At 68.0% G+C, this 15,569-nt stretch carries 17 protein-coding genes; 15 read left to right on the top strand and 2 right to left on the bottom strand.

What is annotated here, in order from left to right; translation table 11 throughout:
- The first annotated feature begins 1 nt into the window (after position 1).
- The 5 genes from WDLP6_RS08035 to mnhG are packed head-to-tail and all read left to right on the top strand — an operon-like array spanning position 2 to position 3,182.
- Positions 2 to 355, top strand: coding sequence for a Na+/H+ antiporter subunit C (locus WDLP6_RS08035; RefSeq protein ID WP_162591911.1), 354 nt, complete (start codon positions 2 to 4; stop codon positions 353 to 355).
- Positions 355 to 2,055, top strand: a complete 1,701-nt coding sequence (locus WDLP6_RS08030; protein ID WP_174259854.1) for a monovalent cation/H+ antiporter subunit D — start codon at positions 355 to 357, stop codon at positions 2,053 to 2,055. The genes WDLP6_RS08035 and WDLP6_RS08030 overlap by 1 nt, the downstream gene beginning before the upstream one ends.
- Entirely contained in the window at positions 2,055 to 2,546 is a 492-nt protein-coding gene (locus tag WDLP6_RS08025) for a Na+/H+ antiporter subunit E (protein ID WP_162566520.1), read from the top strand. Before WDLP6_RS08030 ends, WDLP6_RS08025 begins: the two co-directional genes overlap by 1 nt.
- Complete coding sequence (locus tag WDLP6_RS08020; RefSeq protein WP_162566519.1) at positions 2,543 to 2,821, top strand: K+/H+ antiporter subunit F; 279 nt, start codon at positions 2,543 to 2,545, stop codon at positions 2,819 to 2,821. The genes WDLP6_RS08025 and WDLP6_RS08020 overlap by 4 nt, the downstream gene beginning before the upstream one ends.
- A 16-nt stretch (positions 2,822 to 2,837) precedes the next feature.
- The gene (gene mnhG, locus WDLP6_RS08015; protein ID WP_162591909.1) at positions 2,838 to 3,182 is read left to right on the top strand and encodes a monovalent cation/H(+) antiporter subunit G; all 345 of its coding nucleotides are present in this window, start codon (positions 2,838 to 2,840) and stop codon (positions 3,180 to 3,182) included.
- A gap of 33 nt (positions 3,183 to 3,215) precedes the next feature.
- Here mnhG and WDLP6_RS08010 read toward each other — a convergent pair whose 3' ends face one another.
- Positions 3,216 to 3,404 carry a hypothetical protein gene (locus tag WDLP6_RS08010; RefSeq protein ID WP_162591908.1) on the bottom strand — a complete coding sequence of 63 codons (189 nt, stop codon included), beginning with the start codon at positions 3,402 to 3,404 and terminating at the stop codon, positions 3,216 to 3,218.
- Between the two features lie 140 nt (positions 3,405 to 3,544).
- Here WDLP6_RS08010 and WDLP6_RS08005 point away from each other — a divergent pair, with 140 nt between their 5' ends.
- From WDLP6_RS08005 to WDLP6_RS07995, 3 genes are all read left to right on the top strand, one after another.
- On the top strand, positions 3,545 to 3,853 hold the full coding sequence (locus WDLP6_RS08005) for a thrombospondin type 3 repeat-containing protein (protein ID WP_162591907.1): 309 nt from the start codon (positions 3,545 to 3,547) through the stop codon (positions 3,851 to 3,853).
- A gap of 134 nt (positions 3,854 to 3,987) precedes the next feature.
- Complete coding sequence (locus tag WDLP6_RS08000) at positions 3,988 to 5,448, top strand: DHA2 family efflux MFS transporter permease subunit (protein ID WP_162591906.1); 1,461 nt, start codon at positions 3,988 to 3,990, stop codon at positions 5,446 to 5,448.
- 57 nt (positions 5,449 to 5,505) lie between these two features.
- Complete coding sequence (locus WDLP6_RS07995; RefSeq protein ID WP_162566514.1) at positions 5,506 to 5,724, top strand: hypothetical protein; 219 nt, start codon at positions 5,506 to 5,508, stop codon at positions 5,722 to 5,724.
- A 6-nt stretch (positions 5,725 to 5,730) separates the two neighbouring features.
- On the opposite strand, the gene WDLP6_RS07990 is transcribed toward WDLP6_RS07995, so the two are convergent.
- Positions 5,731 to 6,957: an NAD(P)/FAD-dependent oxidoreductase gene (locus tag WDLP6_RS07990; RefSeq protein ID WP_162591905.1), complete on the bottom strand. Its 1,227-nt coding sequence runs from the start codon at positions 6,955 to 6,957 to the stop codon at positions 5,731 to 5,733.
- Positions 6,958 to 7,086: 129 nt separating this feature from the next.
- Between WDLP6_RS07990 and WDLP6_RS07985 the strand changes: the two genes are divergently transcribed.
- The 7 genes from WDLP6_RS07985 to WDLP6_RS07955 all read left to right on the top strand — a co-directional run bounded on the left by WDLP6_RS07985 (position 7,087) and on the right by WDLP6_RS07955 (position 15,469).
- Positions 7,087 to 8,226 (top strand): FAD-dependent monooxygenase, encoded by a 1,140-nt coding sequence (locus tag WDLP6_RS07985; protein WP_162591904.1) that lies wholly within the window; start codon positions 7,087 to 7,089, stop codon positions 8,224 to 8,226.
- A 17-nt stretch (positions 8,227 to 8,243) separates the two neighbouring features.
- Positions 8,244 to 9,884 (top strand): (2,3-dihydroxybenzoyl)adenylate synthase, encoded by a 1,641-nt coding sequence (locus tag WDLP6_RS07980; RefSeq protein ID WP_162595011.1) that lies wholly within the window; start codon positions 8,244 to 8,246, stop codon positions 9,882 to 9,884.
- Positions 9,881 to 11,854: an aconitase family protein gene (locus WDLP6_RS07975; RefSeq protein ID WP_162591903.1), complete on the top strand. Its 1,974-nt coding sequence runs from the start codon at positions 9,881 to 9,883 to the stop codon at positions 11,852 to 11,854. Before WDLP6_RS07980 ends, WDLP6_RS07975 begins: the two co-directional genes overlap by 4 nt.
- Positions 11,851 to 12,723 (top strand): RibD family protein, encoded by an 873-nt coding sequence (locus WDLP6_RS07970; RefSeq protein WP_162591902.1) that lies wholly within the window; start codon positions 11,851 to 11,853, stop codon positions 12,721 to 12,723. The genes WDLP6_RS07975 and WDLP6_RS07970 overlap by 4 nt, the downstream gene beginning before the upstream one ends.
- 51 nt (positions 12,724 to 12,774) lie before the next feature.
- Positions 12,775 to 14,001 (top strand): PQQ-dependent sugar dehydrogenase, encoded by a 1,227-nt coding sequence (locus tag WDLP6_RS07965; protein ID WP_162591901.1) that lies wholly within the window; start codon positions 12,775 to 12,777, stop codon positions 13,999 to 14,001.
- Between the two features lie 200 nt (positions 14,002 to 14,201).
- Positions 14,202 to 14,819 carry a LysE family translocator gene (locus tag WDLP6_RS07960; RefSeq protein ID WP_162591900.1) on the top strand — a complete coding sequence of 206 codons (618 nt, stop codon included), beginning with the start codon at positions 14,202 to 14,204 and terminating at the stop codon, positions 14,817 to 14,819.
- A 104-nt stretch (positions 14,820 to 14,923) separates the two neighbouring features.
- Positions 14,924 to 15,469, top strand: a complete 546-nt coding sequence (locus WDLP6_RS07955; RefSeq protein WP_162591899.1) for a DUF4256 domain-containing protein — start codon at positions 14,924 to 14,926, stop codon at positions 15,467 to 15,469.
- Positions 15,470 to 15,569: the final 100 nt, after the last annotated feature.

The following is a 15,569-nucleotide window of genomic DNA, read 5'->3' as shown; positions in this document are numbered from 1 at the left end:
GATGGAAATCGTGCTCGCCATCGCCGTCGGCATCGTCACCGGCTCGGGCGTCTACCTGCTGCTGCGCCCGCGCACCTTCCAGGTGATCATGGGTCTCACGCTGATCTCTTACGCGGTCAATCTCTTCATCTTCAGCATGGGCCGGCTCAAGGTCGACAGCGAGCCGGTGCTGCTGCCGGGCTTCGCCGCGACGCTGGCCAACACGGCCGATCCGATGCCGCAGGCGCTGGTGCTCACCGCGATCGTGATCGGCTTCGCGATGACGGCGCTGTTCCTCGTCGTGCTGCTGGCCTCGCGCGGCCTGACCGGCACCGACCATGTCGATGGCGAGGAACGTTCGGAGCGCCGCGGATGATGATCACGCCGTCCGCCTGGCTCGACCGGCTGCTCGAATTCAGCATGCCGCATCTGGTCGCCGTGCCGATTCTGGTGCCGATGCTGACGGCGGCGCTGATGCTGCTGCTGGGCGAAGAGCGCCGCCGCATCAAGTCGGCGCTGAGCGTGATCTCGGGCCTGATCGGGCTGCTGGCCGCGCTCGCGCTGCTGCGCTGGGTCAATGCGCCGGAGACCGGCGGCGGCCCGGGCTCGATCGGCGTCTACCTGCCGGGCAACTGGCGCGCGCCCTTCGGCATCGTGCTGGTGGCCGACCCGCTGTCCACGATGATGGTCGCGCTGACCGGCGTCGTCGCCTTCGCCGCCTCGATCTACTCCACCTCGCGCTGGGACCGCGCGGGCGTGCACTTCCATCCGCTGCTGCAGTTGCAGCTCATGGGGCTCAACGGTGCGTTCCTGACAGGCGATCTGTTCAACCTCTTCGTCTTCTTCGAGGTGATGCTGGCCGCCTCGTACGGATTGCTGCTGCACGGCTCGGGACGGCTGCGCGTGCAGGCCGGTCTGCACTACGTGGCGATCAATCTGGCCGCCTCTTCGCTCTTCCTGGTCGGCGCGGCGCTGCTCTATGGCGTGACCGGCACGCTGAACATGGCCGACCTGGGCCTGCGCATCGCGCAACTCGGGCCGGCCGACCGCGGCCTGGTGCACGCGGCCGCCGCCATCCTCGCGACGGCCTTCTTCGCCAAGGCCGGCGCGTGGCCGCTCAACTTCTGGCTCGTGCCGGCCTACAGCGCCGCCGTGTCGCCGGTGGGCGCGGTGTTCGCGCTGCTGACCAAGCTCGGCGTCTACACGGTGCTGCGGCTGTGGACGCTGCTGTTCGCGCCCGACACGGGCGTCTCGGCCCAGTTCGGACAAGAGGTCCTGATCGCGATCGGACTGGCCACCCTGTTCGTTGGCGCGCTCGGCATCGTCGGCACGCAGCGGCTGTCGAATCTCGCGGGCTACAGCGTGCTGGTGTCGGCCGGCACGCTGCTGGCGGCGATCGGACTCGGCCAGCCGGCGGTCTGGGCGGGAGCGCTCTATTACCTGCTGACATCGACACTCGCGGTGAGCGCCTTCTTCCTGCTGATCGACATGATCGAGCGCTGGCGCAATGCCGGCGTGAGCATCGCGCCGCACGAGGCAGCGGGCCGCGCACCCTTCCTCGCCGAGGACCTGCAGTCGATGACCGACGTGAACCTCGACGACGATGCACAGGCGCTCTACGGCCGCGCGATCCCGGCGGGCGTGGCCTTCCTCGGCCTCAGCTTCGTCGGCTGCACGCTGCTGCTGACGGGGTTGCCGCCGCTGTCGGGCTTCATCGGCAAGTTCGCGATGCTCTCGGGACTGCTCGATGCCGGCCGCGTCTCGCCGGCCGGCTGGACCTTCATGGCGCTTCTGATCGTGTCGGGATTTTTCTCGCTGATCGCGCTGAGCCGCACCGGCATCCGTCATTTCTGGACCCAGGCGCATGCGACGATTCCTGCGCTGCGCGCGCTCGAGGTGCTGCCGGTGGCCGCCTTGCTGGCGACCTGCCTCGCATTGACGCTGGCGGCCGGCCCCGTGATGCAGCACACCGCAGCGACGGCCGAGAGCCTGTACTCGCCGGACGCCTATCGCCAGGCCGTGCTCGGCGCCCGGCAGGTGCCGAGCCGTGCGACCCATCCCGGAGCTACCCGGTGATGAAACGCTGGCTTCCGTCGCCGCCGCTTTCGCTGGCGCTCTTCGTCGTGTGGGTTTTGCTGAACCAGTCGCTCCATCCGGCCACGCTGCTGCTCGCCGCCATTCTTGCGCTTGTGGTCCCCGTACTGACGCAAGGCCTGCGGCCAGCCACCGTGCGGATGCGCCGGCCCGGCGTCGCGCTGCGGCTCGCGGGCGTGATCGCGATCGATCTGGTGCGCTCGGCGCTGACGGTTGCGCGCCTGCTGCTCACTCGGCGCAGCGCCGACATGGCGCCTCGTTTCGTCCGGGTGCCGCTGGTGCTGCGCGATCCCAACGGGTTGGCGGTGCTCGCAATGATTCTGTGCCTCACACCCGGCACCGCATGGGCCGAGATCGCCTTCGACCGCTCGATGCTGCTGATCCATGTCTTCGATCTGGACGATGTGCAGGCCTTCATCGACATGGTCAAGGAACGCTACGAAGGGCCGCTGATGGAGATCTTCGAATCATGACGCCGATTCTGTTCTGGGCCCTCAAGCTCGCGCTGCTGCTGCTCGCCGTGGCGATGCTGTGTGCGCTCGCGCGCCTGCTCGTCGGCCCCACCGCGCAGGACCGCGTGATGGCACTCGACTGCCTCTACGTCAACGGCATGCTGATGATGCTGGTGCTCGGCATCGTCTACGCGAGCAACGTGTACTTCGAGGCGGCGATGCTGATCGCGCTGTTCGGCTTCGTGGGCTCGACCGCGCTGGCGAAGTTTCTGCTGCGTGGCGAGGTGATCGAATGACGACGGAGGCGCTGCCATGAACGACTTCATCGGCGGCCCGCTGCCGCTGTGGGCCGAGATCCTGACGGCGGTGTTCGCCGTGCTCGGCGCTGCATTCGCAGCCATCGGTTCCTTCGGCCTGGTGCGGCTGCCCACCTTCTTCCGTCGCATCCACGCACCGACGCTCGGTGCCACGCTCGGCGTGTGGTGCATGACACTGGCCACCATCGTCTATTTTTCGGTGCAGGGCCTCAGTCTGTTCCTGCATGCGGCACTCATCGCGCTCTTCATCGCGCTCACGGCACCTGTCACCACCATCTTCCTGATGCGCGCGGCGCTCTTTCGCGAGCGGCAGAAGGGTGGCGATGTTCCGCCGGCCTGAGCCGACGCGGAAGGGGTCGATTTCAGCGGGCCTTCACAGGCCGGCCAGCAGCTTGAAGGCAAGGACAAGCGCCACGCCGAGGACGGCAAAAATGGCGAGCCGCCCCCATTTGACGACGGGCGCCTTTTGCGCGTCGATCCCATCGGCCCGGTGGAGTGCCGCGAACGAGGTGTCCGGTTTGTCTCGAGCCCACTCTTGGAAATTGTCGCGATCCGTATTCATGTAATACATTTTAACTACTCAAAATAACTTTGCGCCAGCGACTGGCACAAACAAATGACTACAAGACTTCGCGTCAGCCTTACGTCAGCTTGACACGCCGCGCGCAACATCGAGGCTCCTTCCACTCCCAAGGAGTCGCCATGAGAAAACTTGGTTTTGCCGCCGGCGCAGCAGCTCTGCTGTCATTGGCCGCATTCACCGTGCCGGCCCAGGCACACCCCGGCGCTTTCTATCCGCCGCCACCGCCGCAGCGCGGCTACATCGTGGCGCCGGCCTACGTTGCGCCGCCCGTGCAATGGCGCGGCCACCATGAGCGACGCTGGGATGAACGGCGCGGCCGCTGGGACCGCGATGGCGACGGCGTGCGCAATCGCTACGACCGGGACCGCGACGGCGACGGCGTGCCCAACCGCTTCGATCGCCGTCCGGACAACCCCTACCGTTACTGATCGTCTCCGCCGCGCCGCTGCACGTCGCCGGCGTGCGGCGGCGCGCAGGTTCTCGAAGACGCAGATGTGGACGCCGTCCATTGCCTCTGCTATGGTTTGTGGATGGTGTACACAAACCGGGAACCGAATTCGCGATGACCCATTCCATGGACAGCCGCCGGCGCTGGCTGGCACTTCTCGTTCTTTGCCTCGGCGTGCTGATGATCGTGCTCGACACCACGATCGTGAACGTCGCGCTGCCCTCGATCCGGCAAGACCTCGGCTTCTCCGAAAGCTCGCTGGTCTGGGTGGTGAATGCCTACATGCTGACCTTCGGCGGCTTCCTGCTGCTCGGCGGCCGGCTCGGCGATCTGTACGGTCACCGCCGGCTGTTCCTGCTCGGCATCACGCTCTTCACGGCGGCTTCGCTGGGCTGCGGCCTGTCGAATTCGCAGGGCTGGCTGGTGACCGCGCGGGCCATCCAAGGACTCGGCGGCGCGGTGGTCTCGGCCGTCGCGCTCTCGCTGATCATGAATCTCTTCACCGAGCCGGGCGAACGCGCCAAGGCGATGGGCGTCTACGGTTTCGTGTGCGCCGGCGGCGGCAGCGTGGGCGTGCTGCTCGGCGGCCTGCTCACGCATGCGCTCAGCTGGCACTGGATCTTTCTGGTCAACCTGCCGATCGGCATCGCGGTCTACGCGCTCTGCCTGACGCTGCTGCCGGCGGCACGCGGCCAGGCTTCCGGCGAGCGCCTCGACGTCGGCGGTGCCGTCACCGTGACGGCCGCGCTGATGCTGGCGGTCTATGCGATCGTCAACGGCAACCAGGCCGGCTGGGCATCGGGGCCCACGCTGGCGATGCTCGGTGCCGCGGTGCTGCTCTTCATGCTCTTTCTCGTCATCGAGGCGCGCGTGCGCCATCCGCTGATGCCGCTCGGCCTGTTCCGCTTGCGCAATCTCACGACGGCCAATGCAATCGGTGTGCTGTGGTCGGCGGCGATGTTCGCGTGGTTCTTCATTTCCGCGCTCTACCTGCAAGTGGTGCTGGGCTACAGCCCGTTGCAGGTCGGGCTGGCCTTCCTGCCGGCCAACCTCATCATGGCGGCCTTCTCGCTCGGCGGGTCGGCGAAGCTGGTGATGCGCTTCGGCCATCGGCGGCCCTTGTCGGTCGGCTTGCTGCTGGCCGCGGCGGGCCTCGCACTGTTCGCCGGCGCGCCGGTCGACGGCAGCTTCGCGCGCCACGTGCTGCCCGGCATGCTGCTGCTCGGGCTCGGTGCCGGCATCGCGCTCAATCCCTTGCTGCTGGTGGCGATGAGCGATGTCGCGCCGAGCGAATCGGGCCTGGCATCGGGCGTGGTCAACACCGCCTTCATGATGGGCGGCGCGCTCGGCCTGGCGGTGCTCGCGAGCCTGGCGGAGGCGCGCACCGAAGCACTGCGCGCAGCGGGCGCGGGCGTGCCGGCGGCGCTCGTCGGCGGCTACCAGCTGGCCTTCATCGTCGGCGCCCTCTTCGCAGCAGCCGCGGCGCTGCTGGGCGCAGCGCTGCTGCGTGCCGGTGCGTACGCGGGCGAATCGGAAGGGGCCGGCCGCGAGGCCGGGGCTGCGCGAAGCGGCTGACCTTCACGTCGGCATCGGCCTACAGAAAATCGCCGCGCCGGCGTTCACCATGGAGCCATGAAAAATCCGATCAAGCTCACCATCGACGAACAGGTGCCCGGCTCCTTTGTCTGGACGCTGCTCGAAACCGACACCAGCGGCACGCCGCGCAAGGTGTTGAAGACCGCGGAGTACGGCTCCGACACCTACGAGGCCGCGCTCGCCGCGGGCACGCGGGTGATGGACGCCGAGATCCGCAGGAGCCTCGCGCCGCATCACGACGGCGTCACCGGTTAGCCGTCGCTACGCGAGGTGCGTCTTCAGCGGCACGGCCGGATCGACCGCGACCGCCGGGTCGGGACTGCGCCCCGCTTCGAGCAGCTTGCGGCTCATCATGTGATCGACGGGCGCATTGACCGATTCGACGCAGTGCAGCTGGCCCTCGACGTAGTGCAGCAGCGAGAACGATGCCGCACTGGCACCGGGCCGACGCACCATGATCGCGCCCGGCGTGCCCGGCGCAGGCACCAGTCCCGCCATCTGCAGGCGCAGGCTGCCCTGGTCGGACCAGAACCACGGCACCGCATCGTGCGGTCGCGGGGCGCCGGTGAGCGTCGCGACCGCCGTGCGCGCCTGGTCGTTGGCGTTCTGCACCGACTCCAGCCGCAGCGCCGCGCCGGCGCGCCGATCGGGGAAGCGCGTGCAATCGCCGATGGCCAGCACCGCCTCGTCGCTGGTCTGCATGTAGGCATCGACTACGATGCCGTCGGCGCATTCGAGCCCGGCGGCCTGGGCCAGCGTCGTCTCGGGCACCGCGCCGATGCCGAGCAGCAGCAGGTCGACCGGCTTCGGCTGGCCGTCCACCTCGATGGTGACGAGCCGCGTGCCCTCGCACTGCAGCGCTCCCGTCTGCACGCCGATCCGGACATCCATGCCGGCCGCGCGATGCGTCGCCAGCACATGTTCCGACAAAGTCGGCGACACGGCCCGGCTCAGCAATCGGGGCGCGCTTTCCAGCACGGTCACTGCCTTACCGAGACCGAGCGCCGTGGCCGCCACCTCGAGCCCGATGAAGCCGCCGCCGAGCACCGTGACCTGCTGCGCCGCAGCAAGCATCGTTCGCAATTGAGCGGCCTCATCGGCGGCGCGCAGCAGCGCCACGTTGTCCAGTCCTGCCAACGCCGACAGCCGGCGTGCCCGGGTGCCGGTCGCCAGCACCAGCCGCTCCCATCCGATCACCGCGCCGGAACGCAGCGTGACCGTGCGCGCCTCGCGATCGATAGCCACCGCCGGATCGCCCTGGTGCATCGTGATGCCGGATTCGCCGTACCACGCCTCGGCACGATGCGGCTGCAGCGCCTCGTCGGGCATCTTCAGGAAGGTCTTGGAAAGCGGCGGCCGGTGGTAGGGGAGGTGGCTTTCCTCGCAGACCAGGTGCACGCGCGCGCCCTGTCCTGCGCCCACGAGGCCGGCGCACAGCTGCGCCGCCGCGTGGCCGCCGCCGATGATGACGATGTTCGAGTTGCTCATGATGCCTTTGCTCTGGTGCTTTCTGCTGACGCGGGAGATTGTCGTGCAGACGGCGGCACAGGCCCGTCCGTGTGCCCTTAGGATGTACGTTGCGCACGGCAGCGGTCGTGCAAGGACGGAGACATCCAGATGAAGATACGCATCATTGGCGGCGGCCCCGCAGGCCTGTTCTACGCCTACCTGATGAAGCGCGACGACCCCGCGCACGACGTGCGCGTCTACGAGCGCGATCCCGAAAGCGCCACCTATGGCTGGGGCGTGGTGTTCTCCGACGTGGCCCTCGCCTTCGTGCGCGACCTCGCGCCCGAGCTGTACCAATCGATGACGCGCGAGCAGGAAGTGTTCGACGAGATGGCGGTCGTGCACCAGGGCCGGCAGGTCACACTCGCGCACAACACCTTCCACCGCATGGCGCGCATCGACCTGCTCAAGGCGCTGCATGCCCATTGCCGGCAGGTCGGCGTGCCGATCGAGTTCGAGCACCGCCTGAACGATGTCGCGGCCTTCGCCGACGCCGACCTGATCGTCGCCGCCGACGGCGCCCACAGCGCCATCCGCACCCGCTACGCCGAGCACTTCCAGCCCACGCTCGACGAGCGGCCCAACCTGCTCGCGTGGTACGGCACGACGCGGCTCTTCGATCCGCTGTCGCTGATCTTCCGCCAGAACGCGGACGGCCTCGCGATCGCCCACACCTACCGCTACAGCCGCACGCACAGCACCTTCCTGGTCGAGGTCGACCCCGACACCTTCCGCCGCGCCGGCCTCGACCGCATGAGCGAAGTGCAGAGCCTGACCTGGTGCGAGCAGGTGTTCGCCGACGACCTGCAGGGCCACAGGCTGCTGTCCAACAAGTCGAACTGGTTCCGCTACACGATCGTCAAGAACCGCCATTGGCACTGGCGCAACATCGTGCTCATCGGCGATGCGCTGCGCACCGGCCATCCTTCGGTCGGCTCCGGTACGCGGCTCGCGATGCAGGATTCGATCGCGCTCTTCGATGCCTGCAAGACATGCGGCAACGACGTACCGGCGATGCTGGAAGAGTTCGTTCGCATCCGCCAGCCGGGCTCCGACGCGCTGCAGACGGCCGCCATCAAGAGCACCGAGTGGTACGAGAACCTCGGCCCCAAGATGCAGCTCGACCCCATCTCCTTCGCCTACGACTACGTCACGCGCAGCGGCCGTGTGGACCATGCCGATGTGCAGAAGCGCGACCCCGAACTGGCGCACGCCTACGAGCAGCTGCATCCCGAACGCGTGTTCTGACGATGGAGGAATCCGACATGCTCGAAGGCTGCGTTCCCTGGCCCGCCGAGGCCGCGCACAAATACCGAGCGCTTGGCCTGTGGGAAGACCTCACCGTGGCCGAGATGGTCGAGCGCACGATGCGCGCCGCGCCGGACAAGGACGCCCTGGTCTTCGGTGACCGGCACATCAGCTACGCCGAACTCGTGCGCAGTTCCAGGCGCCTCGCGCTCGCGCTGCTCGAGCTCGGCCTGAAGCCGCGCGAGCGCGTCGTGATGCAGCTGCCGAACGTGCCCGAGTTCGTGATCGCCTACCTCGCGCTCAACTGGATCGGCGCGATCCCGGTGACGGCGCTGCGTGCGCACCGGCATGCCGAGGTACGCCACTTCATCCGCGCCTCGGGCGCCGCGGCCTATCTCATTCCCGATGTGATCGGCAGCTTCGACTACCGGCCGATGGCGGCCGAGATGGCGGGCGAGTTTCCGTTCCTGCGGCACGTGATCGTCGCCGGCGAGCCGGCGCCCGGCCAGCGCGCGCTGCAGCCGCTGATCGACGGCGGCGCACCCGAGGACGATGCTTCGGCCGCCCGCCTGCGCGCTGTTCGACCCTCGCCCGACCAGGTATCGACCATGCTGCTGTCCGGCGGCACCACCTCGATGTCCAAGCTGATTCCGCGCACGCATAACGACTACGTGCTCAACGCACGCCTGTGCGCGCAGGCCGCTGGCTTCGACCGCGGCACCGTCTTCATGGCCATCCTGCCGCTGGGCCACAACTACAACCTCGCCTCACCCGGTTTGCTCGGCACCTTCTACGCCGGCGGCAGCGTGGTGATCGCGACCGGCACCGACACCGAGGCCGTCTTCGCCGCCGTCGAGCGCGAACGCGTCACGGCCATCGCATCGGTCGTGCCGCTGATCTCCAACTGGCTCCACAGCGAGGTGCCGCGGCGCTTCGACCTGTCGTCATTGAAGGTGGTGCAGAACGGCGGCGCGCGGCTCGCACCCGAGCTGCGCATTCGCCTGCGCGAGCAATTCGGCTGCACGCCACAGGAGATCTACGGCACCGCCGAGGGCCTCATCAACATGACGCGCCTGGACGACCCGGACGACCTGCTGCTCGAAAGCTCCGGCGCACCCGTGAGCGAATTCGACGAGATCAAGGTGCTGGACGACGACGATCGCGAAGTGCCCGACGGCGAGCCCGGCGAGCTGGTGACGCGCGGCCCCTACACCATCCGCGGCTACTACAACGCACCGGAGAAGAATGCCGAGGCCTTCACGCCCGACGGCTTCTACCGCATGGGCGACATCGTGCGCAAGCGCGGCCGCCACGTGTTCACCGAAGGGCGGCGCAAGGACCTGATCAACCGCGGCGGCGAGAAGATCAGCTGCGACGAGATCGAGAACCTGATCTTCGGCCTGCCCCAGGTCAAGGTCGTGGCGCTGGTCGGCCTGCCCGATCCGGTGTTCGGCGAGAAGGCCTGCGCCTGCGTGATCCTGCAGCCGGGCACCACGCTCGGCTTCGAAGAACTCATCGCGTATCTGCGCGCGCAGAAGATCGCGTCCTTCAAGCTGCCCGAGCGGCTCGCGATCATGGACGCCTTTCCGGTGAGCCCGGTGGGCAAGATCCTCAAGCGCGAGCTGCGCGACCGGCTGAGCGCGCAGGCCACGCCATGATGCTTCGCTTCGCGCCGAAGATACTCTGGCTCTGCAACGCGCCGGAGATCGTCGAGCGCAACCTGTGCGGCGAGGCGCTGACGCTCGCCGACGCCGCGCCGCTGCGCGACGACGTCTCGACCGACGAGATCACGCCGCTGCCGATCCTCACCCACTGGGACGACCAGCTCGGCCGTCATCCCTACACCGGCTTCGCGGCCGGCGGCCGCACGCCGATCGGCATCGACGCGGTCCGCGCGAACGGCATCGAGGTGGTGATCGCCGGCAAGCGCTACGGCAAGGGCTCGTCGCGCGAGCACAGCCCCGCGGCCGAGAAGTTCGCGGGCGTGCGGCTCGTCATCGCCCAGAGCTTCGAGCGCATCTACCGCCAGAACGCGGACAACATCGGCCTCTTCACCTCCACCGACTTCGGCCTCGTCGATCGCATCCGTGCCGGCGAGGCCATCGCCGTCGACGAGCTGGTGGCCGGCCGCGATGCGCTGGCCGCGGCGATCCTGAAGGCGGGCGGCCTGCTGCGCTTCGGCCAGCAGTTCATGCGCGAGGTGCGCGAGGCCGAAGGCACCGGCCCCGAACGACCGCGCACGCTGTTCGAGAAGATCGTCGCGCGCCATGCGCTCGCAACCGAGCTGACCGAAGCGCATCCGGCGCCCGGCGATGGCGCCTTCGTGCGCGCCGACTGGCGCTTCATCCACGAGTACTACACCGGCATGGCCGCGCACATGCTGCACTCGACCTTCGGCCGGCCCCTCGCGCTGCACGATCCGCAGTCGATCGTGGTGTTCGAGGACCACACCTCCTACGTCAGTGAAAGCCCGACCCATGTGCGCGCCGGCCTGGTGCCCAACGTGCTCGCGATGTGCGAGGCGCAGCGCCGCTTCGCCGCCGACTACGGCCTGCGCGCGCACCGCACGCTGACCGAGGACGAAGCGCGCGCCGACGACGGCCGCAACGTCGCCGGCATCTCGCACGCGATGATGGCCGAGCACTACGCGCTGCCCGGCCAGCTGGTGGTCGGCACCGATTCGCACACGCCGCACAGCGGCGCGCTGGGCTGCGTGGCCTTCGGCGTCGGCACCACCGACATGGCCAATGCCTTCATGACCGGCGCGGTGCGGCTGACCGTGCCGCAGTCGCTGCGGATCGTGCTCGACGGCCGCGTGCCCGCGGGCGTCACCGCCAAGGACATCGTGCTGCATCTGCTGGCGCTGCCGCGCATTCGCGCCGGCGGCGGCGTGGGGCGCGTGTTCGAGTTCACCGGCGACGCGATCGCGCAGCTCGCGACCGACGAACGCGCCACGCTCACCAACATGACGGCCGAGCTCGGCGGCTTCACCGGCATCGTCGCGCCCGACGAAGAGACGGTGCGCTTCCTGCGCGAGCGGCGCGGCATCGACTTCACATTGCAGCCCTGGATGCGCAGCGACGACGATGCGGCCTACGCCGAGACGATCCACGTCGACTGCGCGCGCGTGCCGCCGATGGTCGCCCGGCCCGGCGACCCGGGCAATGGCCTGCCGCTCGCGGACATCGGCGAGCCGGTGCGCATCGACATCGCCTACGGCGGCTCGTGCACCGCCGGCAAGCGCGAGGACTTCGATCACTACCACGCGGTGCTGCGCTGGGCGGCGGACCACGGCCTGCGCGTCGCGCCGCACGTGTCGCTGTACCTGCAGTTCGGCACCACCGCCGTGCGCGACCACTGCGCGCAGCGCGGTTATCTCGACGCCTTCGAGAAGGTCGGTGCGCGCCTGCTGCAACCCTCGTGCGGTGCCTGCGGCAACTGCGGACCTGGCAGCTCCATCGACGAGAAGCAGGTCACCGTCAGCGCCATCAACCGCAACTTCCCCGGGCGCGGCGGCCCGGGACAGGTCTGGCTCGCGAGCCCGCCGACGGTGGCCGCGAGCGCCATCGCGGGCGAGCTGATGTCCTTCGACGAACTGCGCCGCCGGCATGCGTCGTCCCTGCCATGAAAGCACTCCCTTCCCGCCTTCCCGGCATCGATGCGCTCTGGCCCTGGTGCCTGGACATCGCCGCGCGCCGCCGCGGCCAGCCCGTGACGCAGGCCTGGGACGCGCAGGCCTGCGTCGGCTGGGACGCGTCGCAGGGCTTCGGCCTGCGCGGCGTCTGGGACGAGGCCGCGGTCGAGCTTTTCGATCTGCTGAAGCCGCTGCTCGACCGGCCGCATGGCGCCGAGCCCTGGGCGATCGGCCAGCTGGGCCAGAGCCTCGACGGCTGCGTGGCCACGCATGGCGGCGATTCGAACTTCGTCAACGGCCCCGAGGTGCTGCTGCATCTGCACCGGCTGCGCGCGCTGTGCGATGCGGTCATCGTGGGCGCCGGCACCGCAGCCATCGACAACCCGCAGCTCACCACGCGCCGCGTGGCGGGCCGGCATCCGGTGCGCGTGGTGCTCGACCCGGCCTTGCGCCTGCCGCCGGGCCTGCGCGTCTTCTCGGACCATCAGGCGCCGACGCTGCTGGCCTGCGATGCATCGCGCGCCGCGCAAGCGGCCGAGCGCGTCGGCGCGGCGCAGGTGCTCGGCGTGCCGGCGCTGGTCGGCGCGGACGGCCTCGTCGATCTGCACGCCCTGCTGGCCGCGTTGGCGCGCCGCGGCCTCGCGGTGCTGTTCGTCGAGGGTGGCGGCATCACGGTCTCGCACTTCATCGCGCAGGGCTGCCTCGACCGGCTGCACCTCAGCGTCGCGCCGGTGATCATCGGCGGCGGCCGGCCCGGCCTCCAGCTGCCGCGCAGCAACGCGATGCGCGAATGCATGCGGCCCTCGAACCGCGCGTTCCGCATGGGCGAGGATGTGCTGTGGGATCTGGACCTGCGCGCGTGAGTTCTTGCGCTGCGGGCGATACTCTTCGGACTCCCCACTGACGAGCCAAGCATGCCATTCCCGAAGTTCGGACTCATCCCTTGGTTGCTCCTCGGTGCAACGCCCGTGCTTGCGCAGATCAACGCCGGAACGCTGCCCCCCACCCCATCGCCTCCGTTCAAGCTCACGAAGGTCGCGCAGTTCGATCTGCCATGGCGCATCGCCTTTCTGCCGGACGGACGCATGCTGATCACCGAGAAGATCGGCAAGCTCTTCCTCGCGACCCCATCCGGGCAGAAGCTCGAAGTCACCGGCGTGCCGCCGGTGCAGTACCAAGATCAGAACGGCCTGCTCGGCGTCTATCTGGCCCCGTCCTATTCGAGCGATGGGGCGATCTACCTGACCTATTCGGAGCCCGGACAGGACCCGGGCACCTCGAGCCTGGCGCTCGCCCGCGCGACGCTCAGGATCGGCACCGACACCGCCTCGCTGGAGGACCTGAAGGTCGTCTGGCACGACCCGATCAAGGGCAAGGGCGGCCAGGTCGGCGCTGCCGTGGCCTTTTCGCCGGACCAGAAATTTCTCTTCCTCACGGCCGGCGATCGGCAGCGCTTCACCCCCGCCCAAGACCCGAACCAGCCGGCCGGCAAGATCCTGCGACTGACCCCGGACGGCAAGCCCGCACCCGGCAACCCGATGGGGGGCAAGACCGGCGCACGGTCGGTCCCGGTGATCGATCCGCCCAGAGACACGGAGGCCGCCAAGACCGCGCCCATCGTGCGCACCTATGATTTCGACGGCCCCAACCTGACGCCGTCCGAGACATGGACCTCGGGGCATCGCACGCCCTACGGCCTCGCCTTCGCGCCCGATGGCCGCCTGTGGGAGCTCGAGCATGGGCCGCGCGGCGGCGACGAACTCAACCTGATCGAGCCGGGCAAGAACTACGGTTGGCCGCTCGTGTCCTATGCGGTGAACTACGACGGCGTGCCCATTGCAAGCCCCGACACGCGCCCCGACCTCGCCAAGCCCGTGATCTACTGGACGCCTGTCCTCGCGCCCGGCAACCTGATGTTCTACAGCGGCGCGATGTTTCCGCAGTGGAAGGGCTCGGCGTTCGCGACCGGCCTCGTCAGCCGCGCCCTGCACCGGATCGAGGTGCACGGCGCGACCGCGACACCGGCCGAGCACTGGACGGTCGGCTTTCGCGTCCGCGACGTCGCGCAGGCGCCGGATGGCGCGCTGTGGTTGATCGAGGACGAGCACGAGGGCGGGTTGTATCGGCTCACGCCGAAGTAATCAGGTCGAGGTGATTTCGACGCGTGGAACATCGCCTGCGGGATGGGCCTGGCGTTGGCATCGCTGCTGTGATCGAAATCGGTACGGCTTGGTCGTCTCCGCGTTAGTCGCAGCCGTCGGCAGTCGGCAGTCGGCAGTCGGCAGTCGGCCAGAAGCGCACATCTACTGGTGACGGAAACCAAGTCAAAATTAAGCCCACCATGTCCCTCGTCACCTTCTTGATTGCTGCGCTCGTTCTTGCGATAACGCCCGGGCCGGGCATTGCCTATGTGGTTGCTCGGACGGTCTCCAGCGGCCGACGTGAAGGGCTGGCTTCGTGCTTCGGTACAGGCATCGGCGGCATTGCGCATGTGCTGGCAGCGGCGCTCGGCCTGTCAGTTCTGGTCGCGCAATCCGCGATGGCATTCAACCTCATCAAGTACGTTGGCGCGGCGTACTTGATCTACCTCGGCATCCGCATTCTGATGCGCAAGGAGAACGCTGCGTTCATCATTTCCGGGGCATCCAAGGGCGTGCGCCGGGCACTGATGGAAGGCCTCATCGTCGAGGCATTCAACGTGAAGACCGCGCTGTTCTTCCTCGCATTCCTTCCGCAGTTCGCATCGCCGACATCACCCCTGATGCCGCAACTTGTAATGCTCGGCAGCATTTGTGTGGCCCTGAATACTGCTGTGGATGTGGTCGCGGTATTCGCATCCCACAGGCTTCTTGATTCGGGGGCGGCACGAGCCGCCCGAGCGCGTTGGTTGACGCGCTTCTCCGGCGGGACGATGGTTGGCCTTGGCGTCTTTCTTGGCGTAGCCCGACGCGGGTCGTAAGGCTCCAAACGGCCAGTTGCGGACCTCCATCGCGGCGGCAGAATTCAGCCAGTGGCATCCACGAGGCGGTATGGCACCAACGCGAAGAAACAGGAGCAAGCGAAATGAAAGCAGAACAACGCGAAGCCATCATCGAGACATTGAAGTTGCGGTTCAGGCGGAACGTGCACAGGCACCAAGGAGTGGACTGGGCCGACGTCCATGGTCGCTTGCAAGGCAGCTCCGACAAGCTAAGGTCGCTTTATGAAATGGAGAAGACGGGAGGCGAACCCGATGTCATCGGGGCCGCGGATGATGGCGGCGCCTACCTCTTCTGCGATTGCGCCGCCGAAAGTCCGCAGGGGCGCAGGAGCCTGTGCTACGACGCAGAAGCTTTGAATTCTCGGAAACAGAACAAGCCGCGGAACAATGCCATCGACATGGCTGCGGTCATGGGCGTCTCGCTGCTGACGGAGGCGCAATATCGCGATCTTCAGCAGTTCGGGGAGTTCGACATGAAGACGTCAAGTTGGGTGGCAACACCGCTCGATGTGAGAAAGCTCGGTGGGGCTCTATTTTGCGACCGACGTTACGGCAGGGTCTTCGTGTATCACAACGGGGCTGAGTCTTACTATGCCGCGCGAGGATTCAGAGGCTCAATGAGCGTCTGAGCCTGAACGCCGCAGTCGGCCAGAAGCCGAACTTCGATGGCCGGTCTCACTCAACCAGAAAAACGCGAAGCTTCATTAACGCGATACGCAGGTCAGGCTT

The sequence above is a fragment of the Variovorax sp. PBL-E5 genome (assembly GCF_901827185.1).
GTDB lineage: Bacteria > Pseudomonadota > Gammaproteobacteria > Burkholderiales > Burkholderiaceae_C > Variovorax.
This window is presented reverse-complemented; position numbering and strand designations above follow the sequence as displayed.

Bases quoted from the DNA above. Each gene is read 5' to 3' on its own strand.
- WDLP6_RS08035 (WP_162591911.1), top strand. From the start codon at position 2: ATGGAAATCGTGCTCGCCATCGCCGTCGGCATCGTCACCGGCTCGGGC.
- WDLP6_RS08030 (WP_174259854.1), top strand. From the start codon at position 355: ATGATCACGCCGTCCGCCTGGCTCGACCGGCTGCTCGAATTCAGCATG.
- WDLP6_RS08025 (WP_162566520.1), top strand. From the start codon at position 2,055: ATGAAACGCTGGCTTCCGTCGCCGCCGCTTTCGCTGGCGCTCTTCGTC.
- WDLP6_RS08020 (WP_162566519.1), top strand. From the start codon at position 2,543: ATGACGCCGATTCTGTTCTGGGCCCTCAAGCTCGCGCTGCTGCTGCTC.
- mnhG (WP_162591909.1), top strand. From the start codon at position 2,838: ATGAACGACTTCATCGGCGGCCCGCTGCCGCTGTGGGCCGAGATCCTG.
- WDLP6_RS08010 (WP_162591908.1), bottom strand. From the start codon at position 3,404: ATGAATACGGATCGCGACAATTTCCAAGAGTGGGCTCGAGACAAACCG.
- WDLP6_RS08005 (WP_162591907.1), top strand. From the start codon at position 3,545: ATGAGAAAACTTGGTTTTGCCGCCGGCGCAGCAGCTCTGCTGTCATTG.
- WDLP6_RS08000 (WP_162591906.1), top strand. From the start codon at position 3,988: ATGACCCATTCCATGGACAGCCGCCGGCGCTGGCTGGCACTTCTCGTT.
- WDLP6_RS07995 (WP_162566514.1), top strand. From the start codon at position 5,506: ATGAAAAATCCGATCAAGCTCACCATCGACGAACAGGTGCCCGGCTCC.
- WDLP6_RS07990 (WP_162591905.1), bottom strand. From the start codon at position 6,957: ATGAGCAACTCGAACATCGTCATCATCGGCGGCGGCCACGCGGCGGCG.
- WDLP6_RS07985 (WP_162591904.1), top strand. From the start codon at position 7,087: ATGAAGATACGCATCATTGGCGGCGGCCCCGCAGGCCTGTTCTACGCC.
- WDLP6_RS07980 (WP_162595011.1), top strand. From the start codon at position 8,244: ATGCTCGAAGGCTGCGTTCCCTGGCCCGCCGAGGCCGCGCACAAATAC.
- WDLP6_RS07975 (WP_162591903.1), top strand. From the start codon at position 9,881: ATGATGCTTCGCTTCGCGCCGAAGATACTCTGGCTCTGCAACGCGCCG.
- WDLP6_RS07970 (WP_162591902.1), top strand. From the start codon at position 11,851: ATGAAAGCACTCCCTTCCCGCCTTCCCGGCATCGATGCGCTCTGGCCC.
- WDLP6_RS07965 (WP_162591901.1), top strand. From the start codon at position 12,775: ATGCCATTCCCGAAGTTCGGACTCATCCCTTGGTTGCTCCTCGGTGCA.
- WDLP6_RS07960 (WP_162591900.1), top strand. From the start codon at position 14,202: ATGTCCCTCGTCACCTTCTTGATTGCTGCGCTCGTTCTTGCGATAACG.
- WDLP6_RS07955 (WP_162591899.1), top strand. From the start codon at position 14,924: ATGAAAGCAGAACAACGCGAAGCCATCATCGAGACATTGAAGTTGCGG.